The organism is Sphingorhabdus sp., assembly GCF_044338195.1.
In the GTDB taxonomy this organism is placed as follows: Bacteria; Pseudomonadota; Alphaproteobacteria; order Sphingomonadales; family Sphingomonadaceae; genus Sphingorhabdus_B.
In genome coordinates, this window is sequence record NZ_JBIIMC010000013.1 from 1 (window position 1) to 26,929 (window position 26,929).

A 26,929-nucleotide genomic window follows, 5' to 3' on the forward strand; every position below is an offset into this window, starting at 1 on the left:
CATACCAGAAGATTTCTTGGCGCGCATATCGCGGTATCTTCAAAGGCATCGGAGCACTGCGTTGGTGTGGACCAATATGGACGGGCTCGAAGACGCTTATGCAGCGCTTCCGCAAGGCCAGTGCCATCTTTTCGTCGACGCTGACTACATTGAGGCGATGCCGATTTTGGCGGGGGCGTTTGGACGGGGCGAAATGGACCGACTGCATGACACGAACCGTGATGTTCCATTCGGATCGCTGCACCGAATCAGCGACGAGCTTGCAGAATTTGCCCGCACGCTTGCCCGCATGGCCGATTCGGATGGCAAAACATCGGTATCCGACACAGCGATTTCCTTTCGGCCAGCGCCCTTGGGTGGGTTTCAGGGATTTCCATCCACCAGTGCCATGCGCGCGGACGCGACGGACACCCAAATGCTCCGCGAGATCATCAAGCTGCGTCGCATGCGGGAGCGATTTTTTCCGCCCGATCTGTTCGCGGACCCGGCCTGGGATATTTTGCTAGACCTAAAGGCTGCGGGGCAAGAAGGGCAGCATGTGTCGGTTTCCAGCCTGTGTATCGCCGCTGCGGTTCCACCGACGACTGCCTTGCGGTGGATTACCGCAATGACTGATAGCGGTATGCTCGTCCGGCGTCAGGATCCAGCCGATGCCCGGCGGGTTTTCATTGAACTATCGGACGAAACATCTGCCAAGCTGGATGATTATTTTGTCGCAATCGGCATCCGTTCCGCTCCGATCATCTGATTAGGCTTGCAAAAGCCAAAACGCTTTGGCAAAGGCGCGCTTCCCGTAGTGGGGCGCTTAGCTCAGTTGGTAGAGCATCTCGTTTACACCGAGAGGGTCAGCGGTTCGAGCCCGTTAGCGCCCACCATTTTTGGATTATGGCCGAAAGAGGCACCAGAAATGCAGGACACCTCTTCATCATTCATCGTTTATAAAGCTTTCTGCTGGCATTTTGCCCACATGCGCAGACTTTTTTCAACGTTGGGCACAGGCATCGTCCTATTGTCGGCAGGATTTTTGCCCGGCACAGCCTTTGCCCGGGAAACCGAGCAAGCGGAAATCACCAACTGCAATGATCCCCGGCACAAACATGTGGTCGTGCGGTCGCTGACCGAATCACTGCCTATACGAAAAACCGAAAAGCAGCGGGTCCGCCGCATATTGATGTAGGGTCAGGACCAATTAAATGCGCCTTCGCGGTTTGAGGCCATATTGTTCAGTGCAAGACGGTAAGCGCCGGACTTAGTGGTTCTAAGTCCAAGCTTGCCAACGCAGCAATGGACAATATGGGTCAAATCCGAAGGACGCCAAAATGGCTTCGATCTCAAATCAAAATGCCCTTGCAGGCAGAATAACTGCCTGCGGCGGACATTTTACTTCGATATCTTTGCCATTTTGACGCCGCGATGGTGCATTTAATTGGTCCTGACCCTAAAGCAGTTTTAATCTGCTGCGCGCAGCAGCTTTGCCATTTCGGCATCATCCCATTCCACGCCGCCCGCCACGCGCCATACTTCTTTGCCATCACTGTCATATAATATGGTGGTCGGCAGCGCGATCGCGTTGTTGAACGCCGTCAGCAGTGCATTGTCCGCATCGGTATAGGGTACCAAATTCTTGACCCCTGTTTCCCTGAAGAACGCGACAACAGGTGCGCGTCCTTCAAGGTCTTGCGACACCGCGATCACGTTCATGCGGCCTTTTTCCGACGCCGCCAGCGCATCCAGCGTCGGCATCTCGGCTTTGCAGGGTGCGCACCATGTTGCCCAGATGTTGAGCAACAACGGCTTGCCTTCAAAATCGGCAAGACTGACATCCTGACCCTGCGCATCGGCAAAAGGGGCCGATGGCGCTTTTTGACCTGCAAATTGATAGCTGAGCGTGGCGCGCATGCCATTGGCGCTTTCAAGAGTGATTTCGGCCTTATCAGAATCGCCTGCCTTGGCCGTGGATGCGGGTTGCGCTTGCCCCTTGGGTTCGCTTTCTTTATCGCACCCAGCCAGCACTAAAAGGATTAAGGCAATTACAAAGCGCATCTCTGATTCCAATAGCATGTGGGGCGGCCGGTTTGGCGAAGGCCCTGGCGTGATCATGCGCGAGATAAATGCCTCCATCCCATTCGACAAGCGTCTTTGGCAGGAAGACATTGCCGGCAGCAAAGCGCATGCCGATATGCTGGCCGCCAACGGGATTATAACGGCGTCAGACAATGCCGCGATCCAAAGCGGGCTCGATAGCATTTACGCCGAATATGCAGCCAATGGCGTGCCCGAAGACCTTACGTTTGAAGACATTCATATGGTCACCGAAACGCGGTTACGTGCTTTGGTGGGGGAGCCTGCGGCACGCTTGCACACCGCGCGGTCGCGCAATGACCAAGTCGCCACCGACTTCCGCCTTTGGGTGCGCAATGCGACCCATGAAATCGATGCGGGCCTGCGCGCATTCCAGTCGGCGCTGGTGACACGGGCCGAAGAACATGCCGATAGCATCATGCCGGGCTTCACGCATTTGCAGGTCGCCCAGCCTGTGACGCTCGGCCACCACCTGATGGCTTATTATGAAATGACAAAGCGCGATCGCAGCCGCTTTGCCGATTGCCGCAGCCGGTTGAACCAGTCGCCCTTGGGCGCGGCCGCACTTGCGGGAACATCCTTCCCGATTGACCGCACCGCGACGGCATTGGCGCTTGGTTTTGATGCCCCCATGGCGAACAGTCTGGACTCTGTTTCCGACCGCGACTTCGCGCTGGAGTTCCTCACGGCCGCCGCACAAACCGCGCTTCATCTGTCGCGTTTGGCGGAGGAAATGATCATATGGGCGTCGCAGCCTTATGGTTTCATCAGCCTGCCCGACGCATGGTCGACGGGCAGCTCCATCATGCCGCAAAAGCGCAATCCTGATGCGGCTGAACTGGTGCGTGGACATGCAGGCCGGATCATTGGCTGCATGAACAGCCTGATGATCACGATGAAGGGTCTGCCGCTCGCTTATTCCAAAGATATGCAGGATGATAAACCGCCGGTATTTGAGGCATATGACCTGCTGGCTTTATCCATCGCCGCGATGACGGGCATGGTGGCCAATGTGACGTTTAACACGCCGCGGATGCGCGACGTTGCGGGCAGCGGTTTTTCCACCGCGACCGATCTGGCCGACTGGTTGGTACGCGAATTTGGCATGCCGTTCCGCGAGGCACATCATGTCACCGGCAGCGTCGTCAAATCCTGCGAGGCACGTGGCATAGGTCTGTCCGAAATTACCGTAGACGATCTGTCTGCCATCAATCCTGCGCTCGCTGGCTGCAATTTGCCCGATCTGTCGATCGACGGATCGGTAAACAGCCGGACGAGTGCTGGCGGCACGGCACCTATGCGCGTAAAAGAAGCCATCAGTACCGCCAAAAAGGAACTTGAGGCATGAAACCGGCGCGCACCACCTTCATCATTGGCGTCGCCATGTGCGTTGCGGGCTGCGGCAAAGTGGGCGATCTGGAACCGCGCACGGGCAATAGCATGCCGCCGCAAGCTTATGGCCAGACCACCGACCAAAAGGCGAAGCTTCTCACGACCCCATCGGTTCAGGCACGGCCAGGGCGCACCGACGAGTTGCTGAAACGGTCCGACCGGCGCGAAGATGATCCGTTCGACATTCCGCCGGGGCAAGAGCCAAAACCGTTTGACCCCGAACAGAACGCTTCGTCCGAAAAAACGCCTTCCAAATAAGTATCTTATCCTATGAACTATTTTGACCTTAAAAATGGCGTGTTGCACGCCGAAGATGTCGCCCTGCCCGATATCGCGGCGGCGGTCGGCACACCTGTCTATATCTATTCGCGCGCGACGCTGGAGCGGCACGCGCAAGTGTTCCGCGCTGGCTTGTCAGCCCTTGATAACCCGCATTTGGCCTTTGCCGTAAAATCCAATCCGAATCTGGCCGTGCTCAAGGTGCTCGCGCGTCAGGGCTATGGCGCGGATGTTGTGTCGGGCGGCGAAATGGACCGCGCGCTTGCTGCGGGTATGGCGCCAGAACACATTGTGTTTTCGGGCGTTGGCAAGACAGCCGAAGAAATCGTCCGCGCATTGAATGCGGGTATTGGGCAATTCAATATCGAGTCCGAAGAAGAAGGCCGCGAACTTGCGACGCTTGCGAACGCCCTGAACTATCAAGCGAACGCCGTGCTACGTATCAATCCGGATGTCGACGCCGGAACACATGGCAAGATTTCAACGGGGAAAGCCGACAATAAATTTGGCGTGGGCATTCACCGTGCCCCGGAAATTTATGGCCGTTTAAATGCTTTGCCCGGTCTGAATATGCGCGGTGTTGCGGTGCATATTGGCAGCCAGTTGACCAGCCTTGAGCCGCTGGAGACAGCGTTTACAAAAGTCGGCATCCTGATTGCGGAACTGCGCGATCACGGCCACAAAATCACCCATGTTGACTTGGGCGGCGGCCTTGGCGTGCGCTATCGCGACGGTGACAATCCCCCTGAGCCCGCCGAATATGGCGCGATGGTTGCGCGGGTGACCAAGGACTGGGGCGTGCGTTTGATGTTCGAACCCGGCCGTGTCATCGCCGGAAATGCGGGCGTCCTGCTGACGCGCGTAATTCGCGTAAAGCCCGGATCGGGCAATGCACCCTTTGCCATTGTCGATGCCGCGATGAATGACTTGGCCCGACCCGCATTGTATGACGCATGGCATGATTTTGATGCGGTCGAACCCAATGGCCGCAAAATGACCACCAACATTGTCGGCCCCGTATGTGAAACCGGCGATACCTTTGCCATGGGCCGCGAAATCGATGTCGTGGAGGCCAATGACCTTGGCGTATTCCGCACCGCTGGCGCTTATGGCGCGACGATGGCAAGCACCTATAACAGCCGCGGCCTCGTCCCCGAAGTGCTGGTCGACGGCGATAAATTCGCGGTGGTGGCGGAACGTATTTCGCCCGAGACGATTTTGGCCGCCGAGCATGTGCCCGACTGGCTGAAATAAGGATAAAGATTTGGACCAGCTCCCCATTTTCGTAAATCTGAAGGGCCGAAATGTCATTTTGGTCGGTGAAGGCGAAATGGCGGATGCGAAACGGCGGCTGATTGAACGCGCGGGCGGCATCTGCGTCGACGCCGCCGATCGCGCGGCACGGATTGCCTTCGTCGCCATCGCCGAAGAAGAAGACGCCCGCATCGCTGCTGACGATTTGAAAGCCCGCGGATTGCTGGTCAACGTCGTCGACCGCCCCGAAATTTGTGATTTCACGACACCCGCGATTGTCGACCGGACCCCTGTGTTGATTGCAGTCGGCACGGGCGGCGCATCGGCGGGCATGGCGAAGGCCATTCGCCAGCGTATCGAAACATTGCTGCCTGAAACATTGGGGCCGCTGGCCGAAGCCATTTCCGGCGCCCGCAGCAAAATTCGCGCGCGTTGGTCCGAAGGGGCGCAGCGTCGGCGTGCATTGGATCAGGGTTTCGCCGCCGGTGGCATGCTTGACCCATTCGGCACCCATGACGAAGCGACGGTCGACAATTGGATCATGCAAGCCGAAAATCCCAAGGGCGACCGGTTGATCGAAATTGCACTGCTTTCCGCCGATCCCGACGACCTTACGTTGCTCACCGCGCGGCTGCTTGGTGAAGCGGACAATGTGTTTCATGATCCCGACGTGCCAGCGGCCATCCTCAATCGTGCACGTGCCGATGCCGTTCGGCACGCAAGTGCACCACCAGTGGTACCACCTGAGGGCTTGTCCTTGTTCCTGCGGTTGCCGTTGGCGCAAGGATAGGGCATGACGACAGCGTAAATAGTCGCAAGGTCTTCATTGTGTCCGCTTTTCCCTCTAAAATTTGCTTTTACGGCTGTGGTAATATGGGGGGCGCCATGCTGCGCGGTTGGCTTGCTACCGATGTCGCACCCGCCACCTTCCACATCATCGATCCGGTTGCAGAAAACTTGCCAGATGGCGTCCATCTCCATCGGTCGTCAGCAGCATTGGACACGACCTTTGATGTCGTCATATTGGGTATCAAGCCGCAGCTTTTGGCTGAACTGGCGCCAGAGATAGCGCGAATCCTTGCCCCCGGGGCGACGGTGATATCTATACTTGCCGGAACAAGGACCGATACGCTGTCCGCATGTTTTCCGGATGCGCGCGTCATCCGGCTGATGCCCAATTTGGCCGCAGCGATTGGCAAGTCCCCGCTGGGTGTTTTTGCGCCGCATGACGACGCGCAGCAACGGGCAGAGATGGCATCCTTATTGGCTCCGCTGGGTGCGGTCATCTGGATCGACGACGAAGCGCATATGGACGCCGTCACGGCGCTTGCCGGGTCCGGGCCAGCCTTCGTCTATCGCTTTATTGATGCACTGACCCAAGGTGGTGAGGCCGCCGGATTGCCGCGTGATGTTGCCGCACAACTGGCGCTGGCGATGACCGAGGGTGCAGCGATCTTGGCCGCGACCGCATCGGAAACGCCAACTGATCTGGCGCGACGCGTGACCAGTCCGGGCGGCACCACTGCCGCAGGGCTTGCCGTGCTGGATTCCAATGCAGCGTTGAACATATTGGTGACCGATACATTGCGCGCCGCACGTGACCGGGGCGCTGAACTGGCCAAGGGAGACGTGACGTGAAATTTAAAATTGCACTCATCTTAAGCTGCGTCACTTTTGCATCGTCGGTGTCCGCAACGGTTGCAACGCCGCCGTCAACCGAACGGGCCGCCGCCAATCTTGCCAAGGCTGGCCCCATCGAAAGCTTGGACCTGTCGCAATTGGCAGACGGCATTGATAATGGCGCGCTGAACAGCGAAGCGATTACGGCAGCCTATCTGGCGCGGATTGCAGCGGTGGATGACAGCGGGCCCATGTTGAATGCGGTCATCGCCACCTTCCCGGATGCGATGGATCAGGCGCGCGCGATGGATGCGGAACTGCGGGCCGGCACATATCGCGGGCCAATGCATGGTATTCCGGTGTTGGTGAAGGACAATGTCGAAGTGGCCGGACCCATCGCGACGACCGCGGGATCATTGGCCTTGGCGGGCAATATCACCAATCGAGATGCGCCGTTGATCGCGCGGCTGCGCGCGGCGGGCGCGGTCATTCTTGGAAAAACCAATTTGAGCGAGTGGGCCAATATCCGCTCGGATAACTCCACAAGCGGATGGAGCGCCGTCGGCGGCCTCACAAAGAACCCACACGCGCTTGACCGTAACAGCTGCGGCTCGTCGAGCGGCAGCGGTTCGGCAACCGCTGCTGGCCTTGCGGCGGGCAGCATTGGTACCGAAACCGACGGATCGATTACCTGCCCCGCTAGCGTCAACGGCGTGGTCGGGTTCAAACCCACCGTCGGTCTTGTCTCGCGGCGCTATATCGTGCCGATCAGCCACAGCCAGGACACGGCGGGCCCCATGACGCGTTCGGTCCGTGATGCCGCCATCATGCTCACGGCAATGGCTGGCTCCGATCCACAGGACGCCGCGACCGCCGATGCCGACAGATGGCGCGGCGATTACAGCAAGGGCCTTTCTGCCGATGCGCTAAAAGGTATGCGCATTGGCGTCCTGCGTGCCCCCAATGTCGACGCGGCCTTGTTTGATGCCGCGCTTGCCACATTGAAGGCTGGCGGCGCGGACGTCGTCATGCTGGATGGCAGCAAGATCGACCGCCAGAAAATCGGACAAGGCGAATTCAAGGTTTTGCTGGCAGAGTTAAAGGCGGACCTTGCGACCTATTTGCAGGCCCTGCCCGATGGCCTCGTCCCCCATAAAACGCTTGCCGATGTCATTGCGTTTAACAAGGCCAATGCCGACACGGAATTGCAGCATTTCGGGCAGGACATATTCGAGACCGCCGATAAGGAAGCCGGGCTAGACGATCCCGCTTATGTGCAAGCGCTGGCAACGTCGCGCGGTCTTGCCTCGGGCGCGCTCAATCAGTTTTTTGCCCATGACAAGGTTGATGTCATCATCGCCCAGACCAACGGTCCGGCGTGGCTGTCTACGCTTGGTAAAGGCGACGCCTTTACGGGACCAAGCGCAAGCCAATTGCCAGCGGTTGCCGGCTTTCCGCATTTGACGGTGCCCATGGGTCTGTCTGCTGGCCTGCCCGTCGGTTTGAGCTTCATCGGGCCAAAATGGCATGACCATGCTGTGTTAAAGGCGGGATATGCCTATGAGCAGCTTTCAAAAGCACGTGTGACGCCGCAATTGCGGCCAACCTTAGGAAGTAAGTAAATGGCGTTCGGCAAACCCGACTTAGGCAGCATCGTGCCGAAAGGCTCTGAATTTGACCCAGCCCTTGTGAACAAGATGATGGGCAAATTTGGCCATGGCGGCTTTCTCGACATGGAATATGTTGGCCATGGCGCTGACTGGGTGGAGCTCGCCATTGACTGGCGTGAAGACCTTGTTGCCGACCCCGATACCGGTATCCTCGCGTCGGCCGTGATCATCAGCCTGATGGACAACGCCACCAGCATGTCGATTTGGACGAAGCTGGGTGAGTTCCGGCCGCAAGTGACGATGGACCTGCGGATCGATTATCTGCGCCCCTCGCCTTCGGGCGAGCGCGTTTATGGCCGGGGCATTTGCTATCATTTGACCAACAGCATCGGCTTTGTTCGCGGCTTTGCCCATAATGGCAATCCAGACGAGCCGTTGGCCCATGCAAGCGGCACGTTCATCCGTATCGGAGACCGCGTATCATGACCGATAGCCTATATCCTCTTCCGCCTTATGCCCAAGCGTTGGACATGACGATTGTCGACGAAATCGACGGTGTGCCTGTTATCGGCATGCCCTTTGCCGACCGCGTACAAGGTCGCCCCGGGTATCTGCATGGTGGCGCCATATCCGGATTGCTCGAAATCGCAGCCATCGCCGCGGTTCATCGCGCGTTACAGGCGAAGGGGAGCGATTCCGCCATCAAACAAGTCAATGTCACGGTCGATTTCATGCGCGGCGGGCTCAGCCAGATGACCTATGCTATGGGCGAAGTAACACGCCTTGGCCGCACGATGGCCAATGTCGAGGCCCGCGCGTGGCAGGATGATCGGGATAAACCCATTGCCATGGGCCACATGCACTATCTGATTAAGGCCAAGCGCGAAGACGCGGCCTGACGTTACGCTTCGCCGTGCGTATCTATGAGCGCGCTGGCGATGGCGTCTTCGGGTGATTTGTCGCCCCAGATGATGAACTGGAACACCGGATAGAAGCGTTCGCATTCGTCAATCGCGACGTCGATGATGGTCTGCGCCTGATCCACACCCAATAATCCGTTGGACGCCATCAAACTGCCATGGCGGAACAACAATATGCCGTTTGCGGACCACATGTCGAAATGCCCAAGCCACAATTGTTCGTTGATAAGGCCAAGCGCGGTGTACACGCTCGCGCGCTTGTCGGCTGGTACCGTGATATCAGGCAGGATGATAAGCTGAAGCGCATTGTCGTCTTCACGCCAGATCGCGCGGATCTGATAGCTGGCCCAGCTGCCCTTATACTCGGCGGTAATTTCGTCTTCGCCCTCAAGCTCGAACGACCAGCCACGCGCTTCGAACAATGCGGCGAGCATGTCTACGGGCGCGGATTCGTCCCGTTCGAATTGCTCATATTGTTCGTCTGCATCGTGCATGAAATTGCGCCTGTTATGATAGCCGCGAGTCTGCCTCTTGACTGACTCGCGCGCAAGCGACTTGCGACGCTGCGCAACACAAGCTTGTGGGCCGACTGTGGAAAAGTTCAAATCGGACGGATTATGAACTTATTTGGAAGGCTTGGCCTTTGCGGGCGCAGCGCCTCCTTTTGCCTTAAGCGCTGCTTCCAACGCAGCCACCCGCTTACCAAGCGCATCGGCTTCGGCGCGGGCATTGGCCGCGAGTGTTTTTACAGCGTCAAATTCTTCACGCGACACGAGGTCCAGACCGCTCGCCCATTCGCGGGCGCGTTCACGCATGCTCGCTTCGGCTTCGCGGCCCATGCCAGCAACGGTTCCGGCAACGCCGTTCAGTACCTTGGCCAAATCATCAAAAATGCGCTTTTCGCTTTGCATGTCATTCACTCCATTGCGGTCGGGAGATTAACCGCCATTGTCTATCTGGGAACTCGCAGCCGGAACGTAAAGGCTTTCTGCATCGGGATTCAACTGATCGATCTGAAAATTCAGTATCGATGCAAAGCTAATCCACACCAAATACGGCACCATCAACCACGCTGCAGCCTTGCGAACGCGCGCAAACAAACCAGTCGTCGCAATAGCAAGACCCAACATGGCGATGATGATAAAAAACGCCGCCGTCACTTCATGCTGGCCAAAAAATATCGGCGACCAACTGAGGTTGATCACAAATTGCAACAGGAACAGGCCAATCGCCACAGTGCGGACCCGCGCGCCGCGGGCATGGAGCACCATCGCAAGCGCAAGCCCCATCATCACATATAATGTTGGCCAAACCACACCGAACACCCAGCCCGGTGGCTGAATGGCGGGTTTAATCAAGGCTTGATACCACGCGTTGTCGGCGGTTGACCCTGACATGGTGCCAGAGAGAAACCCAAGAAACATCGTGAGCGGAATGATAATCAACGCCCAGCGCAATAACGACATACGCGGCTGCGATGCGGATGCGATCTGGTTCATGCCAAGGCTCCTGCCTGTTCAGCGAGTCGGGAGAAACGCCATCAATCGACATAGTAGCACTCAGCCACAATAGAACAAGGCCGCCCACCCCAAGGGGCAGACGGCCATGTGTCTCAATTCAGGGCGCGGAGACCGGCCCCGATTGTAATTTACTTACGTGTACCCGAAAGGCCCATCGAACCAAAGGCACCCGCCTTTACTTCACCGGTGATAGCATCGCCCGAAACGGTTGCGGTTGCATCCAGATGCATTGGCATTGGAACAGTGATGTCCATGCCCCAGCTCAACGTGTCGCCATCGACGGTGCCATTGGCAATGTCCATTGCACCAAGGCCGCCCGACATGCTGCCCGAAAAGCTGCCGCCGTCGCTATTGACGGTCAAAACGGCCTTTTGGTCACCCATTGGGCTTTTGATTGTTACGTCCCATTGGCCATCAACTGCTGCCATATTCTTGCTCCTTACTTGGTTGTTTTACTTGCAGTGGTGTTAGCAGCTTCGCTTACCATTTCAATTGGCAATCCAAGCGCTTCCAGCTGTGGCTTCACCTTGGCGGCATCACCCACGACCAGCCACGTAATTTTGGACGGATCAATCTTTGCGCGCATTGCGTCGTTCAATGCCTTGGCGGTCAGGGCGTTATATTTGCCCGCCAATGTTTCGGCATAATCGAACGAACGCTTGTTCAATCGATCGGACTGCATCTGCGCCAGAACGGCGGACGACTGTTCATAGCTGCCGGGCAGTTCAAGAACATTGCCCTTAATGGTCTTTTCCAGTTCTTCCGCAGTAACCGGCTTGGCACCGTTAAAGTCGTTTAACTGGTCAATCAAAACCTTGACCGATGGTCCAGTCTGATTGGTTTGGACTGGCGCAAACATGTAAAATGGCACGCGGTCTTCCGCGCCATTGACTTGGCTGCGCACGCCATAAGACCAACCCTTGGTTTCGCGCAGGTCCATATTGATACGCGACAGGAAGTCACCGCCAAAAACCTCGTTCGCCGCCCGCAGGGTCAGCAAATCGTCCGATCCCTTGGCATCCAGCACGACGCCGGCAAGGACCAGCGACTGGGGCGCATTTGGCCGGTCAATCAGCAAAATCTTGGATTGCGGCGTAGGGATAGCCGCAGAGAAATTCTTCGCTGGCGCAGCTGGCGCTGTTGGCTTCCACTTGCCAAAGCGCTGTTCCAACATCGGCTTGATTTCTTTCAGCGTGGTATCACCGACGACAAAGATTTCCGCTTTTTCCGGATGTATCCATGACTGGTGGAAATTGGCGACATCGGCACGCGTGATGGTTGCAACCGTTTCGGCATAGCCGCTACCCGTTTGCGGCCCGCCATAAGGATGTGCGTTTCCGTATAGCAATGGGGGCAGGCGGCGCACGGCAATGCCCTGCGGTTGGTTATTTTCCGCCTTGATCCGCGTCAATTGCTGAACGCGGACGCGCTCCAGCTCATTGGTTGCGAAAGCCGGATTTTTGATCACATCGGCCAAAAGGTCGAGCGATAGACCTAAATTTGGCTTTACCGCACGCAGGCTTGCAACCGTCCGGTCAAGCGACGATCCGACATTGACGTCGGCGCCCAATTTCTCTTCGGTTTCCGCAAGCTTGGTCGATGTGAGCGTCTGGGTGCCTTCCAACATCATCGTCGACATCATCGACGCGATACCGCGTTTGTCTACTGGATCAGCTGCAAAGCCCGCGTTGAAACTGACCGCGACGCGGACCGTTGGCACGGCTGCCCGCCTTGCGAAGAAAACCTTGATACCATTGCCAAGCGTTGTTTCCTCAACGGTCGGGAAATCCAGCGATGGCGTGCCGGTTGGCTCTGGGAATTTGCTGCGATCTTGAAACGCCAAAGGCGCAGACACAAGCATATCTTCGGTTCCGGGGGGCGCGTAAAAGGCGGGCGATGTCAGCGTGCCGGTGCGGCTGCCCGATCCTGCTGCCACTTCCTTATATGCTTCACGCTCGCCTGGCTCTACGCGAATTTCGAGCACAGGGCGGGTCAGCCATTTTTGCATCGCCGCCTTTACAGCTTCGGGCTTTGTCGTGGCGAGACGCTCCAACTCTTTCTTGTAGAAATTCGAGTCACCAACATAAAGCTGACCTTCGGCAAGCGCGACGGCCTTGCCACCAAATCCGCCAACCTGTTCAAGGCCATCGATCTGCTGCGCAATATTGCTGGCGGCTACGCGCTGCACTTCCTCAGCGGTTGGACCCGTGGCGATGTAATCGGCCAATATTTCATCCAGCCGCTTGGCAACCGCATCGGCATCACCGCCGGGCTTCACATCCGCTTGAATGTTAATCAGGCTGCCGTGCATGAACGGGATCATATATGCCGAAACGCCGACGACACTTTGTTCCTGCCGCACGAGGATATTGTCGAGGCGCGAACTGGAAAGGCCGCCAAGCGCGCTCATGCCAATGAACAGCGCATTTGCATCAGGGTCGGCCAATCCCGGCACCACCCAGTTGCGATAAATACGTGTGGTCGGAACCTTGTCCTTCATCACGATTTTAACCGGCTTTTCCAGCGTGGGCACAGGCGCATTGACCGGCGCAACATCTTTGCCGCGCTTAATGCTGCCGAACCATTTTTCAACGAGCGGTTTGGCTTGCGCGGCGTTGATATCGCCTGCCAGCACGAGCACCGCATTATTGGGGCCATAATGGTCGATAAACCAATTTTTCATGTCATCCAGCGACGCCGCCGACAGGTCTTCCAAGCTGCCAATCGTGTCGTGATGATAAGGGTGACCAACGGGGAAGAGTGTTTCCGAACGCTTGTAATCGACCAGTCCAAATGGCTGATTGTCGCCCTGACGCTTTTCGTTCGAAACAACGCCGATTTGGTTATCCAGCTTTTCCTTGGAAACGGCATTGAGCAAATAGCCCATGCGATCGCTTTCGAGGAACAATGCAGATTCCAGCGCAGTTGTCGGCACGGTCTGGAAATAGTTGGTCCGGTCGAGCCATGTCGTTCCGTTCAAGTCGGTGGCGCCGATTTTCTTGGTATATTCAAAATAGTCGCCCGGCGCATTTTCGCTGCCGTTGAACATGATATGTTCGAACAAATGGGCATAGCCCGTTTTGCCTTTGGGTTCATTCTTTGACCCCACGCCATACCAGATGGAAACCGCAACAATGGGTGCCTTGCGGTCTTCATGCACCAACACCGTCAGGCCGTTGTCGAGTGTGAATTTCTCATGCGGAATATTCACGGCCTCCACCAGCTTTGAAACGGGTGCAGCGGTTTGCGCAAATGCGGGTGCCTGCGCGGCCAACACCGAACCAGACAACATAAGCGCGAGGGTCAATTTACGGATCATGATATGCTCCCAAAGATATTTTTACTGCCGCCAGAGATAGTGCCAAAACACACAAACACAATCTGGCGGCTGCACATTTTCGACAAACGCCATTCAGGGCCGATAACGGCGCTTTGCATGCTTTACGGCGTCGGCCCATTCGAAATGAACGGGCTTATATTTGCCCGCCACAAACAGCTTCATCTGGTCGGTATAATGCGGCGATTCGGGCCGTGTGGTCGCCGCACCATAAGGCTGGATCGATTCCGATATAACGCCGCCATTTTTGTCCCAACGGATCAGCATGATATAGCTGTCGCCATGCCGAACGCGGACTTTGCCATCGGCTTGGTCAGGATCCCACATCGTCGTCGCGCGCAGGGCATCGCTGCCGCCAAACATGGGCAAGTCCAGTTTGCCACGCCGCAGCCGCTGAATATCGCCAAGCTGCGGGTCAATTCGGCCAAAGCGCTTCTTGAATTCATCAACCGCTTCTTGCAGCGTACTGCGGGCATCGGGCATTGGGTCACCGCGCCAGTTCGGGCGTGCACCAAAGCGAATGATCCGTTCGGCCAAAGCGTCTGCATCGCCCTTGCCATCGCTTGACCAGTCCCAGCTGGCCAACAGCTTTTGGGCCTTGGCAAGCTCAGGCGCGTCTTTCAGGTCCAACGCGGCAAAGGACGCCATCCATGGCCCGACCCAGCTTTGCTTGCTGTAGGTCATGTCCATCTTGATCGCGAGCAGCTCTTCTGGCGTTATCGACGTATCCGCCGCCAACAGCTCGGTTGCGCGCAGACCGCGGTTGGTCATGCCGCGTTCGATACCCAAATACGGCGAATAATCCGCCGGGTTCATTTCCGAACCCGGACCGGCCGCCAGAAACGGCGTATTATTCGCGTTCTGGACAAAGCCCGATACTGGATCGACAATCTTGGGATAGCGGTCAAAGCCCACAGGGCCGGACCACATCGCCGCAGACGTATCGCCCGGAAGCTGCTTGGTGTAATCATAGCCGGGTTTGCGATCGGGGAAGAGCGCGTTGTAGATATAGGCAACGCGGCCCGTTTTGTCGGCATAGATGAAGTTGGTGGCAGGGATACCGCCAATCGACATGGACTTGGTCCATTCTTCCCAATTCGTGGCCTTGGTATTCCGGTAATATTGCTCGACAACCTTCACGCTGTCGATTCCGGCATAGCGGATGGCGAAATAGCCCTTATCATTTTTGATAACCGGGCCATGTACTGATCGATACACTGTCTGTGGCACGGGCAAGTTGAACGGCCCGAACTTGACGGGCAACCAGACACGCTTTGAATTCAGCGGCAGCCACTTGCCATCATAGCGATATTTGTCGCCGGCCTCATTCATCACCAATTTATAGACATCAATCAGGTCCGGGCGATTGACCGTGTTGGTCCAGCCAAGGTGGCGGTTATGCCCCAACAGTACGAAGGGCGACCCCGGGAACAATGCGCCTGCCATATGAAGGCCTTCGCCCGAATGGGTCACGGCCTCATACCATGCAACTTGCCCTTCATAGGGCTGGTGCGAATTGGAAATCAGCCAGGTCTTACCATCGGCCATGCGCTTTGGCGCGAGGGCAAAGGCATTGGACCCGTTCATTTCGGGATCCCGCCCGATTGGCGTCATTGGCGCAGCGCTCTCTTTGGGCTGCGGCTTGCCTTCGGTCAGCGCACCGATTGCGCCATCAAGGCCATAGAAAAACGGCGCACGCAGCACAAAGCCGGTGACGATATCCTGCCCCGTGACCGGAAACAGTTTCGACAAGCGCACTTCGCCCGGATGTTTCGACACATAATGATTGAGGCCAGCGGCATAGGCTTCGGCCACGGCGCGTACCTCAGGCGACAATTCCATATAACGCTTTTCGGCGGTTTCGCGCGCGCCCAACAGGTGCATGACATAATCGACCTTGGCCCCGTCAGAGCCAGCCAACGCCCCATACCGGCCACGTGTCATCGCCACGACATCTTCTATCGTCGAAAAATCATCTTCGGCATGCGCATAGGCAAGGCCATAAGCCGTGTCCGCATCCGTCGCGCCATTGATATGCGGCACACCATATTCGTCGCGCACAATCTCGGCATCATAGGTCCGCTTGGCGGTTTCATATTCAGTTGCCGCCAATGGCTCCCACAAAGCGCCTGCGCCTGCAACCACACCCGCCAGCGCCAAAGACGCCCACAAAAATTTACGCATCATTCTCTCCCCCCACAATGAGACCTTGTCACATCGGTCCATTTGCGTACATATCCGGCATAACCAAGATTTACGGAAAGGAAAGTCCCTGTATGTTTCGCAGCCTCTTAGCCCTTGCACTGGCAAGCACAGCAATCACCCCCGCTTTTGCGCAGGCCGATGTCATTGGATCGGGCGTAGCACCATCAACAGCCGCGCATTCGCAGACACGACCCATTAATTTTGCGACAACTGCGCCAACATCGGGTGCGCTTGTGATAGTGATGCGCAACGCGACCTTGCCAAGCAATGTAGTCGATGCCGCAACCGCGCAAGCATTGAACGCAGCCATCGCTTCGGCAAAATTTGAAGGCAAAGAGGGCAGTTCATTGTCGCTGCGCGGCATTGGCAGTTATTCCCGCATTATATTGAGCGGCGTTGGCGAGGAAGGCGACCGCATCGCCCATGTCCGCAACGCGTCGGGCAAAGCCGCACAGGATTTGCGCGATGAAGCCCAGCCCGTGACGATCACAGGCGGCTTCAACTCAGACGAAGCCGCCACTGCCGCGTTGGGCTATGCCATGGGCCAATATCGGTTCGATCGCTACAAAACCGTCGACCGCAAAGCGCCACCTGCAAACCCCGTGACCATCATCAGCAGCGATGCAGGCAGCGCAGAGGCCTTATGGAAGTCGCGCCATTCGGCCTTAGCCGAGGGCGTTTCCTTGTCACGCGATCTGGCGGCTGAACCCGCCAATGTCATCTATCCCGAAACCTTTGTGGAGCGTGTCCGCGCCGCATTTGGCAACACAGCGAACGTCAAAATCGACGTTCTAGACGAACCGATGATGCGCAAATTGGGCATGGGGACGATACTTGGCGTGGGCCAAGGTTCGCGCCGTCCATCGCGGATGATGATCGTCGAATATCGCGGCGCTGGCGATGGTGCGCCCTTGGCGATGGTTGGCAAGGGGATTACCTTTGACTCCGGCGGAACATCGCTCAAGCCCGGCGCGGGCATGTGGGAAATGAAGTCCGACATGTCCGGTGCAGCCAGCATCATGGGCGCTGTCTTGTCGCTCGCAAAGTCAAAGGCATCGGTGAACGTCATCGGCGTTGCCGCACTGTCCGAAAATATGCCCGGCGGCAATGCGCAGCGTCCGGGCGACGTTGTCCGCACGATGAGCGGCAAGACCATTGAAATCCTCAACACCGACGCCGAAGGCCGCTTGGTAATGGCGGACGCCAATGAATATGTTGTAGCCCATAAAAAACCTGCCGCTTTGGTAAACATGGCAACGCTTACGGGCGCCATTGTTAGCGCCCTGAACGACGAATATGCTGGCTTATTCAGCCGTGATGACAAATTGGCTGCAGCGGTTACCGCAGCGGGCGCCGCAACGGGTGAAGATGTGTGGCGGATGCCGCTGCACAAAAACTATCTCGATGATATGAAATCCGACATTGCCGACATTAAAAACGTCGTTGAAGGCGGCGGCCCCGGCGCAGGTCTTGGCGCCACCTTCGTTGGCTTCTTCGTCGATAAAAATATTCCTTGGGCGCACCTTGATATTGCAGGCGTCAACTGGGCGGATAGGTCTGGGCCAGTGACGCCAAAGGGCGCATCGGGCTGGGGCGTGCAATTGCTAGACGCGCTTGCCCGTAACTGGAAATAATATCGGCGGAGGCGCATTTCCGGCGAATGGCCGCAGCACTTGTGTTGCAGAAATGACGCACTACATTCTGAATAGGGGTGGGGCCTTTGTCCACAAAGGCTCCATCGACATTTAGGAAATAGCGCATGAACCTCGAGAAATTCACCGACCGGGCCAAGGGTTTTCTGCAAAGCGCGCAGACCGTCGCCATTCGAATGAGCCATCAGCGTATTGGGCCCGAGCATCTCCTCAAAGCCTTGCTGGAAGACGAACAAGGCATGGCCTCAGGCCTTATCAAGGCCGCTGGTGGCGACGCCGCGACCGCCTTGCGCGAAACCGATGCAGCGTTGGCGAGGGTTCCTGCCGTGTCCGGTGGCGGTGCGCAGCAAACGCCCGGGCTTGATAATGACGCCGTGCGTATTCTCGATTCCGCCGAACAGGTCGCGCAAAAGGCTGGCGACAGCTATGTGACGGTCGAGCGTTTGTTGCTCGCGCTTGCGCTGGCCTCAACCACGACCGCTGGTAAAGCCTTGGCCGCCGCTGCGGTCACAGCCGAGGGGCTGAACGCCGCGATTAATGCGCTGCGGGGTGGACGAACCGCCGACACCGCTGGCGCGGAAGACCGTTATGATGCGCTGAAGAAATTCGCGCGCGACCTGACGGAAGTGGCCCGGGCGGGCAAGCTTGATCCGGTCATCGGCCGTGATGAAGAAATCCGCCGCACCATCCAAATTCTTGCGCGGCGCACGAAGAACAACCCTGTTCTCATCGGCGAACCCGGCGTCGGTAAAACGGCCATTGCCGAAGGACTGGCGCTGCGCATTGCCAATGGTGACGTGCCAGACAGCCTGAAAGGCCGCAAGCTCTTGTCGCTCGACATGGGCGCGTTGATTGCCGGCGCGAAATATCGCGGCGAGTTTGAAGAGCGGCTGAAGGGTGTGTTGGATGAGGTCAAGCAGGCCGAAGGTGACATCATCCTGTTCATCGACGAAATGCACACGCTCGTCGGCGCAGGCAAAGGCGAAGGCGCGATGGACGCGGCGAACCTGATTAAGCCTGCTTTGTCGCGCGGCGAATTGCACTGTATCGGCGCGACGACACTCGATGAATATCAAAAGCATGTTGAAAAAGACCCTGCCCTGCAACGCCGGTTCCAACCCGTGTTCGTCGGTGAACCAACGGTTGAGGATACGATTTCGATCCTGCGCGGGTTGAAAGAGAAATATGAACTGCACCATGGCGTGCGGATTACCGATGGCGCGTTGGTGAGCGCGGCGACATTATCGCACCGCTACATTGCCGACCGTTTCCTGCCCGATAAAGCCATCGACCTGATGGACGAAGCCGCGTCGCGGCTCCGCATGGAAGTCGAATCCAAGCCCGAAGAAATCGAGACGCTCGACCGGCGTATCATTCAGCTGAAAATCGAGCGTGAGGCGCTTGGCAAGGAAAGCGATGCCGCGTCAAAGGACCGGCTGGTCGCACTCGAGAACGAACTGGCCAATCTGGAGCAGCAATCATCCGAACTGACCCAGCGCTGGCAGGCCGAAAAAGCCAAGATTTCTGCAGAGGCCAAGATCAAGGAACAGCTCGACACCGCACGTATCGAGCTTGAGCAGGCGCAACGGTCGGGCGATCTCGCCAAGGCGGGCGAGCTGCAATATGGCACGATCCCCGGCCTTGAACGGCAACTGTCCGAAGCAGAATCAGCGGCAGGTAACGCCATGCTGCGCGAGGAAGTGACCGCGCAGGATATCGCCAGCGTTGTCAGCCGCTGGACAGGCATTCCTGTCGACAAGATGCTTGAGGGCGAGCGTGACAAGTTGCTCAATATGGAGCAACTGATTGGCGCGCGGGTGATCGGGCAGCAAGATGCCGTGGCCGCTGTATCCAAAGCCGTCCGCCGCAGCCGCGCAGGGCTTCAGGACCCCAACAGGCCGCTTGGATCCTTCCTGTTCCTCGGCCCCACGGGCGTCGGTAAAACCGAACTGACCAAGGCGCTGGCATCATTCCTGTTCGATGACGACAATGCGATGGTGCGCATCGACATGTCCGAATTCATGGAAAAGCACAGCGTATCGCGGCTGGTCGGTGCGCCTCCGGGATATGTCGGATATGAAGAAGGCGGTGTCCTGACCGAGGCGGTCCGGCGTCGGCCCTATCAAGTGGTGTTGTTCGACGAAGTCGAAAAAGCGCATTCCGACGTCTTCAACATCCTGCTTCAGGTGCTCGACGATGGCCGCCTGACCGATGGTCAGGGCCGCACGGTGGACTTTTCAAATACGCTCATCATCCTCACATCCAATCTGGGCAGTCAGCATCTCGCCGCGCTGGAGGATGGGCAGGATGTAAAAGAGGTCGAACCGCAAGTGATGGAGATCGTGCGGGGCCATTTCCGGCCCGAATTCCTGAACCGCCTCGACGAGGTCATCCTGTTCCACCGCCTTGGCGCCAATCACATGGCGCCGATTGTCGAGATTCAGGTGCAGCGCGTGCAAAAGCTGCTGAAGGATCGCAAGATCACCCTCGCTTTATCCGAAGAGGCGAAAGCGTGGCTGGGCCGCGTGGGTTACGACCCCGTATATGGCGCACGCCCGCTCAAGCGCGCTATTCAGCGATATTTGCAGGATCCTCTCGCGGATCTGCTGCTGCGTGGCGAAGTGCCCGATGGCTCCACGGTTAAGGTCGAGGAAGGGGATGGGGCGTTGAAGTTGGGGGTGTAGGCATCTCGCGACAGCTTTCGAGCTTCCCCGATTTAAGTCCGCTCATTCATCCGCAAAAGCAGGATCATTGACCGCTGGGGCGTGAAGTTCCATCCTCGACCAAGCGGCGGGCAAGTTCATTGCCGGATTCTGTCATCTGGCGCCACTGCGCAAGCGTTTTGCATACCTTGCCCTTTTTCACCAGTGAACCGGTCACACGAACAGTGCGACACCGAACGGCTTGGTCGGATTTGGCTGCGGTTGCGTCGGATGCTGCAGTCGAAGTGCTGCCTTGCGATGTCGATGCAGATGCTGGAGCCGTTACAGGCGCAGACGCCGGCGCCTGCGCCAAAGCCGAGGTCATGATCCCAATGGTTAAGGCTGTGAATAAAATGGGTCGCATGTGAATGTTTCTCCGTTGAGAGGCGCGGTGCAAGTAACACAGGCGCTTTTCAGTGCACGTAAAGAGGAAAAAATCAATTAACTTAATGCGTGATTTTAAAGCCTGTTGCGTCAGCCGCAGCATAATAACGGGCGATAACATTTTGTTCTGCAACGGTTAAATGGGGATTCCACACGTCAAAGATAAGAACCGCGCGATAATGATCGCTATCGTTCCACGCTTCATGTTCGATGGTATCATCAAAGGCAAAAGCCGTTCCCACTTTCCATTCGCGGGTTTCACCACCGACGCGGAAACCGCAATTCTCTGGCACGATTAGCGGCAAATGCACAATCGCACGGGTATTGGTCACCCCTGTATGTGGCGGAATTCGGGTATGCGGCTTCAATATGGAGAAAAACGCGCTGGGTGCACGATCCGGAAGCGTTGTGGTCGGTAAGCTGGCCAAGGCCGCGGCCGTGCGCGGGCAGCGGTCTAAAACGGCCTTATTGGGCTGCCCATATTCCCACAAAAAGCATGCGCCCCAGGCAAGTGACTGGTCAAGAGCGGACCATTTATTTTCAGGAACGCCTGAATCCATCCGGACATAAGGCCGCAACGCGTCGCCGGGATCGGCAAGCAGCGCCTCTAATTCCTGGCGTATTTCGTCGGTCGCAGCTTCGATTGCAGGCATCCATGGAAAATGATGTCTGTCGAAAAATTCATCCGCCGGAAGGAAGGGGTAATATAAGCCGTCGCATGTGTTCACATAGGTCCGTCGGCGGCCCAGCGCCACATCGACAAATGCCTGACTGCGGCGCAGCTCTGTTTCATCCATGGCAGCGGATAATGGGGCCAGTTCCATGCTAACAGCGTCCGAAATCTGAAGCGTCGCTTGCGAAACAAACGCCTGCCCCCTCTGCAGTGCCGCTGCAATATCGGGAGATAGGTCTGATGCATGCGCCGCCATTTGGAGCACGCCGCTCCAAGCGACCAGCGCCTCGGCCTTTTCACCCGTACGTTCGTGCAATTCGGCCTTACGGAGCCAGCCCATGAAGTCCCGGCGGTCGATGCTGATTGCGGCGTCCAGCGCCTGCATTTCGCCTGCGTCATCGCCCTGCGCGCGGCGTGCCGTTGCAACATTTCGCCAAAGCGCGCTCGACATCGTGTCATGCGTCGTTGCGGCCACGAACAGGCGCTCCGCCTCGGCATAGCTTCCGGCACGCAGTGCAAGCATGCCTTCACTGTTCAGTCTGGCCGCTTCGGCCGGTGGTGCGGTCTCGTTCATATGGCGAATGCTTGCCATTTACCGTTAGAAACGGCAAGGTCGATGAGGTTATGACGCATAAAAATAGCGAAATATGGAACGACGGCGCATGGCTTGCGCATCGCTATGATGCGTCCGCAGACGCATTTCATCTGCGGCATGTCAGCCGTGCAGCGCACAATGCCGCCACTTTCCTTACCGATGAATATCTTGGCGTGGAACCAAGCCCGATGGTCCTATCGCGCCGTGAAGCCACAACGGGCCGCACGGACGACGCCAGCCTGCATTTTATTTTGCATTCCGCCTTTTGTGCATCGACCATGTTCGCAAACGGATTTGATCTGCCGGGCCTATCTATGGGTCTGAAGGAACCCGTTTTGTTGAACGACATTGTCGGCTTTCGCCGTCGCGGCGCGCCACCCACTGCCGTCGGCGAACGGTTGCGCGATGCTCTGGACATGCTCGCGCGTCCATTTGGCGACGATTTGGCGGTGGTTGTGAAGCCATCCAATGTGTTTAATGCCCTTGCCCCGGCATCGCTTGCCATGCGGCCGACAAGCAAAGCCATCATTCTATATGCGCCACTTTCGGTGTTTCTTTTGTCGGTGGCCCGCAAGGGGCTTTGGTGCCGGCTATGGTGCCGCGAATTGTTGGAAGGGCAAATTGCCGACGGCATCGTTGATCTTGGTTTTGAGCCGGGCGATTTTTTCCGGCAGACCGATTTGCAAGTCGCCGCGGTGGGTTGGTTGGCGCAGCAAAAGCTGTTTCATAGCATGGCGCAAAAGTTCGGCGCTCAACGCATCGCAACGCTGGACAGCGAACGCCTGACTGCCGATCCCGGTAAAGCTCTTTCCGCTGCATCGTCCCACTTTGGGTTGGGCAAACATGCCGGTGCGAATGACGCGCATCCAGCGTTTGGCACACATAGCAAGTTCGGCGGCAGTTTCCGGACAGAAGACCGGCGCGCGGAATATGCGTTGGCGCAAACAGCGCATGGCGACGAAATTGAAAAGGTCCTGATTTGGGCCGAAGCCGTTGCCCAATCTGCCAACATCCCACTGACGTTGGAACATGCGCTGCGCTTTTAAAGCGCTCGGCCCAACCCATTAGGGCCGGACATGACCTAAACCAACATAACGCAGTCTTGCAGCTCTTGGTCTGGCCTCGTGATTTAGCGTGGCCGCACAATACAAAAGGGGCGGACATTGCTGCCCGCCCCCTTGTTTCATTATATGCTCTTCAAATTAGAAGCGCAGCTTTGCCGTTACAGCATAACGACGACCCAACGCGTCATATGTCGACGGGAAGGTGTTGCCGCTGTTGTACGATGTCGAACCAGCGTTGTTACCAGTCAATGGTGGATCCTTGTCCAGCAAGTTCTGCACCGTAGCGGTAATCGTCACATTTTCGGTGAGATTGATACGCGTCGACAGATCGAAGTAGTCATATGCCTTGATCTTGCCGAAGTTAGCCGTCCGGCCACCAACGCCCAAGACCGACGAACCGATCGTTCCGTTGAAGAACGCACCACCGTCAATCACGTCAAGTGGTTCTTGCTCCATCGCCGACAGGTGACGCCACAACAACGACACATCGAACTTGCCGTACGACACTGTTGTACGCTGCGACCATGAGAAGTCTGGCTGCAGTGAACCACAGTTCGAGCTGAAATAGCCGGTGCAATCACGATTGACCGATTCAGGGTTAAGCACGAACGCGTTGAACGTCGATTTGAACGTGTAGTTACCGTTGAACGACAAAGCCAAAGCGATTTTGTCGGTCAGATCGGTCTTGTAGTTCATGATCAAGTCGATGCCGTCAGTTTCAATGGCACCCGCGTTCGACAGAACCGAAGGCAGACCAGTGAAAGTGCTCGGATCGCCGCTCAAGCTGCCATCGGCGGGGCTACGACGAATGCTGGTACAAGCAGCAGATGTTGATGCGCCAGCTGGTGGGCTGAATACGTTCGTACCAAAGCAAGCCGCAATTACGTCGCCAGGGGTCGGGGACGAAATCGCGCCCGTTACCTTGATGTTGTAATAATCGATCGACGCAGTGAAACCAGGGATTCTGGCTGGCTGGAAGATCGCACCAATGGTGAAGCTGTTCGACTTTTCAGGCTTAATGTTGACGTTACCACCACCAGTCGAGTTCACCTGACCTGCGTTAGGCTGGGGAATCGAGTTGATGTTGCCCAAGTTAGCACCTTGCGCCAAGCAGACGGCACGAAGTTCACCGGTTGGGCCGGTTGCTGGACGTCCTGGCAAAACAGCGCCAGCTGTCGTCAACGTCGCACATGGATCGGTACCAAGGTTGGTCAATCCAGTGTTCACTGGCGAGAACAGTTCGCCAATGTTCGGTGCGCGAACGGCACGTGCAAAGTTACCACGAATAGCGACGCCATCGGTTGGTTCCCAAGTACCACCAGCCTTAAAGGTCGTGGTGTTGTACGATGGGTTACCTGGTGCGTCGACTGTGTAAGACGAATAGCGCAGGCCGCCTTCAACAGTCAGGCTGTTGATGTACGGCTTGTCGCTAACCAATGGCACAACAAGTTCACCAAAGCCTTCATATACGTCGAAGCCACCAGAAATATCTGGCGTTGCACCGCCGGCACCGCCGAGATCGCCGCCCTTGGCAAGCGCGTCAGCGCCCTGACGAGCTGTATATTTGCGATACTCACCGCCGACTGCAAATGCCACGGAATCTTCAGCAAATGGGCTGGTAAAGCCGGCATCGCCGTTGATGGTTCCCTTGACTTGAGCAAGCGAGGTTTTCGTAAAGCTGGTGCTTTCCTGGACCAAGAACGGAATTGCTTCCGGCTGAATGGTGCCAAAGACGTTTGCAGCAACGCATCCATTGGATGTGTCGAAGCAAACTGGCGCCGAAGCAGTTCCGCCCGCACGAAGCGACTGACGGAAACGCGAGTTCAAGGTGTAACCCTTAATCGTCTGAATGTTCTCGCTTTGGCCATAGGCACCCGAGATGTCCCAGTCGATTGAGTCAGTGATCGAACCACGGGCACCCAAACGGTAATCGAATACGGTCGTCACATATTCCGAAATACGTGGACCAGCTTCGATTGCGCGACGGGCAAAAAGCGACTGCGGGTTAGGGTTGTAACCTTCACCAGCTTCGATCACGCCGTTGCCGTTAACGTCGAATGGCTGCCATGCTTGCAATACAGCAAGACCGTTGCCTGACGTCGTTGCAGTTGCAGACGCGCCACCTGTACCGATTTCAAGATAACCGGGCTGTCCAGGACGCAAGCTTGGGTTAGCCGCCGCATCGCACTGCGCTTGTGTAAAGCGTGGGGTATACACCGAAGCGCTTGGGTTAACGTCGAATGCGCAGAACTGGTTACGCATAGCAGCAGGCAAGAACGGGTTGTTCAAAGGAATGTTCACGCCGATGCTGAACGCGCCTGATGGTGCGATGATCGTGTTTACAGTGTTCTTTGAGAACAGACCGCGCGAATATACTTCAATCGCATCGCTGACTTCGTAACGCGCTTGACCGAACATGTTGAAACGTTTGAACGGTGTCTGGAAGACGTTATATGGGTTGAAGTTAAACGTCGAGAAGGTCGGAACGAGCTGACCAGCTTCGTTGATCTGGTTGGTACCGCCATTGCCCGTACCGCTAACCAGACGGCCGCCCGAGAAACGCGAAGGATATGCTGTGCCTGAACCAAGCGCTGTACCAGCATAGGTTTCAATGGTGGTCAGCGAAACATCGCGCGCACCTTGATATACTGGGTCAGCTTGCTGGTAACCAACGCCGAATACGGCGTTACCGCGACCATCGTCGAAGTTCGCACCGATTGTGACGTCAGCGCGGACAACGTCACCGTCACCTTTTTCGGTGAGCTGGTAAGACGATTGGGCTTCCAAGCCCGAGAAATCATTCTTCAGAATGAAGTTAACAACACCACCAACTGCGTCAGCGCCATAAGTGGTCGATGCGCCACCGGTAAGAACGTCAACGCGCTCAACCAAAGCGAGCGGAATGTTGTTCAAATCGACCTGACCACCAAAACCGGCGGGCACGATACGGTCGCCGTCAAGCAATACGACGTTACGGTTTGAACCAATGCCGCGCAAGTTAACGTACGATGCACCACCGTTACCGTTATTAACTGCGGAACCAATCGAAGCGACAACGCCTGGGATTTCACGAAGAACTTCTTCGGCCAGGTTGGACTGAAGCAGTTCCATTTCTTCGGCGGACGTTACGTTGACCGGAGCCGAACGCTCAAGGTTCGGATTGGTAATGAGCGAACCCGTTACGACAATTGCCTCAACGGCTTCTTCTTCGGCTGCCGCATCCTGAGCGAATGACGGCGTTGAGATCAACGCCAGACCCAGTGCGAGCGGTGCCGCTGCATATTTCAAATTGCTGATACGTGTGTTTTTCACGATATAGCCCCTATAATAGCGCCCCATTTCAACGACTTATCGCGTCCTGGTGGCTGTTAAACTCCCCAGCTTTTCCACTCAAATTGCGCGTGCAATGCACGCACGAAAAGAAATGAAATTCCTCCGGGTTGTCGGCGCTTTGGCGGATATCCTAGGCTCACGCAACAAATTGGGCTGATATGACAATAATATTTCGGGGCTGTCACTTTTATGCAACAGTGACTTATCCACAGACTTCGACACGGCAAGGCCAACCTGAAGCCTGTCGAAAATCGTTCATGACAGCGACAGCCTCCTTCGTTATGAGAACAGCACTTCTATTATAAAG

Annotated in this window: 22 protein-coding genes, 1 tRNA gene and 1 pseudogene; 14 read left to right on the top strand and 10 right to left on the bottom strand. The window is 56.8% G+C overall.

The window, feature by feature from the left end:
* The 3 genes and pseudogenes from ACIQZK_RS05455 to ACIQZK_RS05465 form a co-directional block, all read left to right on the top strand.
* Positions 1–748: pseudogene (locus tag ACIQZK_RS05455) on the top strand (hypothetical protein); the annotation flags it as partial.
* A gap of 51 nt (positions 749–799) precedes the next feature.
* Positions 800–875 (top strand) — tRNA-Val (locus tag ACIQZK_RS05460).
* Positions 876–967: 92 nt separating this feature from the next.
* Positions 968–1,177 carry a hypothetical protein gene (locus ACIQZK_RS05465; RefSeq protein ID WP_397575239.1) on the top strand — a complete coding sequence of 70 codons (210 nt, stop codon included), beginning with the start codon at positions 968–970 and terminating at the stop codon, positions 1,175–1,177.
* A gap of 272 nt (positions 1,178–1,449) precedes the next feature.
* Here ACIQZK_RS05465 and ACIQZK_RS05470 read toward each other — a convergent pair whose 3' ends face one another.
* The gene (locus ACIQZK_RS05470) at positions 1,450–2,043 is read right to left on the bottom strand and encodes a TlpA family protein disulfide reductase (protein WP_397575240.1); all 594 of its coding nucleotides are present in this window, start codon (positions 2,041–2,043) and stop codon (positions 1,450–1,452) included.
* A gap of 16 nt (positions 2,044–2,059) precedes the next feature.
* Between ACIQZK_RS05470 and argH the strand changes: the two genes are divergently transcribed.
* Genes argH through ACIQZK_RS05510 form a run of 8 tightly spaced genes read left to right on the top strand, consistent with a single transcriptional unit; the run spans position 2,060 to position 9,136 of the window.
* Positions 2,060–3,430 carry an argininosuccinate lyase gene (gene argH / locus ACIQZK_RS05475; protein WP_397575241.1) on the top strand — a complete coding sequence of 457 codons (1,371 nt, stop codon included), beginning with the start codon at positions 2,060–2,062 and terminating at the stop codon, positions 3,428–3,430.
* Positions 3,427–3,732, top strand: a complete 306-nt coding sequence (locus ACIQZK_RS05480) for a hypothetical protein (protein ID WP_397575242.1) — start codon at positions 3,427–3,429, stop codon at positions 3,730–3,732. Before argH ends, ACIQZK_RS05480 begins: the two co-directional genes overlap by 4 nt.
* Before the next feature lie 12 nt (positions 3,733–3,744).
* Positions 3,745–5,007 (top strand): diaminopimelate decarboxylase, encoded by a 1,263-nt coding sequence (gene lysA, locus ACIQZK_RS05485; RefSeq protein ID WP_397575243.1) that lies wholly within the window; start codon positions 3,745–3,747, stop codon positions 5,005–5,007.
* Positions 5,008–5,017: 10 nt separating this feature from the next.
* Positions 5,018–5,797 (top strand): NAD(P)-dependent oxidoreductase, encoded by a 780-nt coding sequence (locus tag ACIQZK_RS05490; RefSeq protein WP_397575244.1) that lies wholly within the window; start codon positions 5,018–5,020, stop codon positions 5,795–5,797.
* A gap of 38 nt (positions 5,798–5,835) precedes the next feature.
* Complete coding sequence (gene proC, locus ACIQZK_RS05495) at positions 5,836–6,645, top strand: pyrroline-5-carboxylate reductase (RefSeq protein WP_397575245.1); 810 nt, start codon at positions 5,836–5,838, stop codon at positions 6,643–6,645.
* Positions 6,642–8,249: an amidase gene (locus ACIQZK_RS05500; RefSeq protein WP_397575246.1), complete on the top strand. Its 1,608-nt coding sequence runs from the start codon at positions 6,642–6,644 to the stop codon at positions 8,247–8,249. Before proC ends, ACIQZK_RS05500 begins: the two co-directional genes overlap by 4 nt.
* Entirely contained in the window at positions 8,250–8,723 is a 474-nt protein-coding gene (locus tag ACIQZK_RS05505; RefSeq protein ID WP_395635006.1) for a PaaI family thioesterase, read from the top strand. It begins immediately after the preceding gene.
* A complete protein-coding gene (locus ACIQZK_RS05510; RefSeq protein ID WP_397575247.1) occupies positions 8,720–9,136 on the top strand; it encodes a PaaI family thioesterase in 417 nt (138 codons plus the stop codon). Before ACIQZK_RS05505 ends, ACIQZK_RS05510 begins: the two co-directional genes overlap by 4 nt.
* 2 nt (positions 9,137–9,138) lie before the next feature.
* Here ACIQZK_RS05510 and ACIQZK_RS05515 read toward each other — a convergent pair whose 3' ends face one another.
* From ACIQZK_RS05515 to ACIQZK_RS05540, 6 genes are all read right to left on the bottom strand, one after another.
* Entirely contained in the window at positions 9,139–9,651 is a 513-nt protein-coding gene (locus ACIQZK_RS05515; protein WP_395637320.1) for a YbjN domain-containing protein, read from the bottom strand.
* 129 nt (positions 9,652–9,780) lie between these two features.
* Complete coding sequence (locus ACIQZK_RS05520; RefSeq protein ID WP_397575248.1) at positions 9,781–10,068, bottom strand: accessory factor UbiK family protein; 288 nt, start codon at positions 10,066–10,068, stop codon at positions 9,781–9,783.
* A 27-nt stretch (positions 10,069–10,095) separates the two neighbouring features.
* Complete coding sequence (locus tag ACIQZK_RS05525) at positions 10,096–10,656, bottom strand: TspO/MBR family protein (RefSeq protein WP_397575249.1); 561 nt, start codon at positions 10,654–10,656, stop codon at positions 10,096–10,098.
* Positions 10,657–10,805: 149 nt separating this feature from the next.
* Positions 10,806–11,105: a hypothetical protein gene (locus ACIQZK_RS05530; RefSeq protein ID WP_395635011.1), complete on the bottom strand. Its 300-nt coding sequence runs from the start codon at positions 11,103–11,105 to the stop codon at positions 10,806–10,808.
* An 11-nt stretch (positions 11,106–11,116) separates the two neighbouring features.
* Positions 11,117–13,996 (bottom strand): M16 family metallopeptidase, encoded by a 2,880-nt coding sequence (locus tag ACIQZK_RS05535; RefSeq protein WP_397575250.1) that lies wholly within the window; start codon positions 13,994–13,996, stop codon positions 11,117–11,119.
* 93 nt (positions 13,997–14,089) lie between these two features.
* Positions 14,090–16,201, bottom strand: a complete 2,112-nt coding sequence (locus ACIQZK_RS05540) for a penicillin acylase family protein (RefSeq protein WP_397575251.1) — start codon at positions 16,199–16,201, stop codon at positions 14,090–14,092.
* Between the two features lie 89 nt (positions 16,202–16,290).
* Here ACIQZK_RS05540 and ACIQZK_RS05545 point away from each other — a divergent pair, with 89 nt between their 5' ends.
* Together ACIQZK_RS05545 and clpB are read left to right on the top strand one after the other, a co-directional pair.
* Positions 16,291–17,853, top strand: a complete 1,563-nt coding sequence (locus tag ACIQZK_RS05545) for a leucyl aminopeptidase (protein ID WP_397575252.1) — start codon at positions 16,291–16,293, stop codon at positions 17,851–17,853.
* Positions 17,854–17,978: 125 nt separating this feature from the next.
* A complete protein-coding gene (gene clpB / locus ACIQZK_RS05550) occupies positions 17,979–20,555 on the top strand; it encodes an ATP-dependent chaperone ClpB (protein WP_397575253.1) in 2,577 nt (858 codons plus the stop codon).
* Positions 20,556–20,619: 64 nt separating this feature from the next.
* On the opposite strand, the gene ACIQZK_RS05555 is transcribed toward clpB, so the two are convergent.
* Positions 20,620–20,937: a hypothetical protein gene (locus ACIQZK_RS05555; protein WP_397575254.1), complete on the bottom strand. Its 318-nt coding sequence runs from the start codon at positions 20,935–20,937 to the stop codon at positions 20,620–20,622.
* 82 nt (positions 20,938–21,019) lie between these two features.
* Positions 21,020–22,204, bottom strand: coding sequence for an aspartyl/asparaginyl beta-hydroxylase domain-containing protein (locus ACIQZK_RS05560; protein ID WP_397575255.1), 1,185 nt, complete (start codon positions 22,202–22,204; stop codon positions 21,020–21,022).
* 50 nt (positions 22,205–22,254) lie between these two features.
* Between ACIQZK_RS05560 and ACIQZK_RS05565 the strand changes: the two genes are divergently transcribed.
* Positions 22,255–23,271 (top strand): hypothetical protein, encoded by a 1,017-nt coding sequence (locus ACIQZK_RS05565; protein WP_397575256.1) that lies wholly within the window; start codon positions 22,255–22,257, stop codon positions 23,269–23,271.
* A gap of 156 nt (positions 23,272–23,427) precedes the next feature.
* Here the strand turns inward: ACIQZK_RS05565 and ACIQZK_RS05570 are convergent, their stop codons facing one another.
* On the bottom strand, positions 23,428–26,628 hold the full coding sequence (locus tag ACIQZK_RS05570; protein ID WP_397575257.1) for a TonB-dependent receptor domain-containing protein: 3,201 nt from the start codon (positions 26,626–26,628) through the stop codon (positions 23,428–23,430).
* Positions 26,629–26,929 lie beyond the last annotated feature (301 nt).

Excerpts from the sequence above, each read along its gene's own strand:
- ACIQZK_RS05465 (WP_397575239.1), top strand. The coding sequence starts at position 968 with ATGCGCAGACTTTTTTCAACGTTGGGCACAGGCATCGTCCTATTGTCG.
- ACIQZK_RS05470 (WP_397575240.1), bottom strand. The coding sequence starts at position 2,043 with ATGCGCTTTGTAATTGCCTTAATCCTTTTAGTGCTGGCTGGGTGCGAT.
- argH (WP_397575241.1), top strand. The coding sequence starts at position 2,060 with ATGTGGGGCGGCCGGTTTGGCGAAGGCCCTGGCGTGATCATGCGCGAG.
- ACIQZK_RS05480 (WP_397575242.1), top strand. The coding sequence starts at position 3,427 with ATGAAACCGGCGCGCACCACCTTCATCATTGGCGTCGCCATGTGCGTT.
- lysA (WP_397575243.1), top strand. The coding sequence starts at position 3,745 with ATGAACTATTTTGACCTTAAAAATGGCGTGTTGCACGCCGAAGATGTC.
- ACIQZK_RS05505 (WP_395635006.1), top strand. The coding sequence starts at position 8,250 with ATGGCGTTCGGCAAACCCGACTTAGGCAGCATCGTGCCGAAAGGCTCT.
- ACIQZK_RS05510 (WP_397575247.1), top strand. The coding sequence starts at position 8,720 with ATGACCGATAGCCTATATCCTCTTCCGCCTTATGCCCAAGCGTTGGAC.
- ACIQZK_RS05515 (WP_395637320.1), bottom strand. The coding sequence starts at position 9,651 with ATGCACGATGCAGACGAACAATATGAGCAATTCGAACGGGACGAATCC.
- ACIQZK_RS05520 (WP_397575248.1), bottom strand. The coding sequence starts at position 10,068 with ATGCAAAGCGAAAAGCGCATTTTTGATGATTTGGCCAAGGTACTGAAC.
- ACIQZK_RS05525 (WP_397575249.1), bottom strand. The coding sequence starts at position 10,656 with ATGAACCAGATCGCATCCGCATCGCAGCCGCGTATGTCGTTATTGCGC.
- ACIQZK_RS05530 (WP_395635011.1), bottom strand. The coding sequence starts at position 11,105 with ATGGCAGCAGTTGATGGCCAATGGGACGTAACAATCAAAAGCCCAATG.
- ACIQZK_RS05535 (WP_397575250.1), bottom strand. The coding sequence starts at position 13,996 with ATGATCCGTAAATTGACCCTCGCGCTTATGTTGTCTGGTTCGGTGTTG.
- ACIQZK_RS05540 (WP_397575251.1), bottom strand. The coding sequence starts at position 16,201 with ATGATGCGTAAATTTTTGTGGGCGTCTTTGGCGCTGGCGGGTGTGGTT.
- ACIQZK_RS05545 (WP_397575252.1), top strand. The coding sequence starts at position 16,291 with ATGTTTCGCAGCCTCTTAGCCCTTGCACTGGCAAGCACAGCAATCACC.
- clpB (WP_397575253.1), top strand. The coding sequence starts at position 17,979 with ATGAACCTCGAGAAATTCACCGACCGGGCCAAGGGTTTTCTGCAAAGC.
- ACIQZK_RS05555 (WP_397575254.1), bottom strand. The coding sequence starts at position 20,937 with ATGCGACCCATTTTATTCACAGCCTTAACCATTGGGATCATGACCTCG.
- ACIQZK_RS05560 (WP_397575255.1), bottom strand. The coding sequence starts at position 22,204 with ATGAACGAGACCGCACCACCGGCCGAAGCGGCCAGACTGAACAGTGAA.
- ACIQZK_RS05565 (WP_397575256.1), top strand. The coding sequence starts at position 22,255 with ATGACGCATAAAAATAGCGAAATATGGAACGACGGCGCATGGCTTGCG.
- ACIQZK_RS05570 (WP_397575257.1), bottom strand. The coding sequence starts at position 26,628 with ATGGGGCGCTATTATAGGGGCTATATCGTGAAAAACACACGTATCAGC.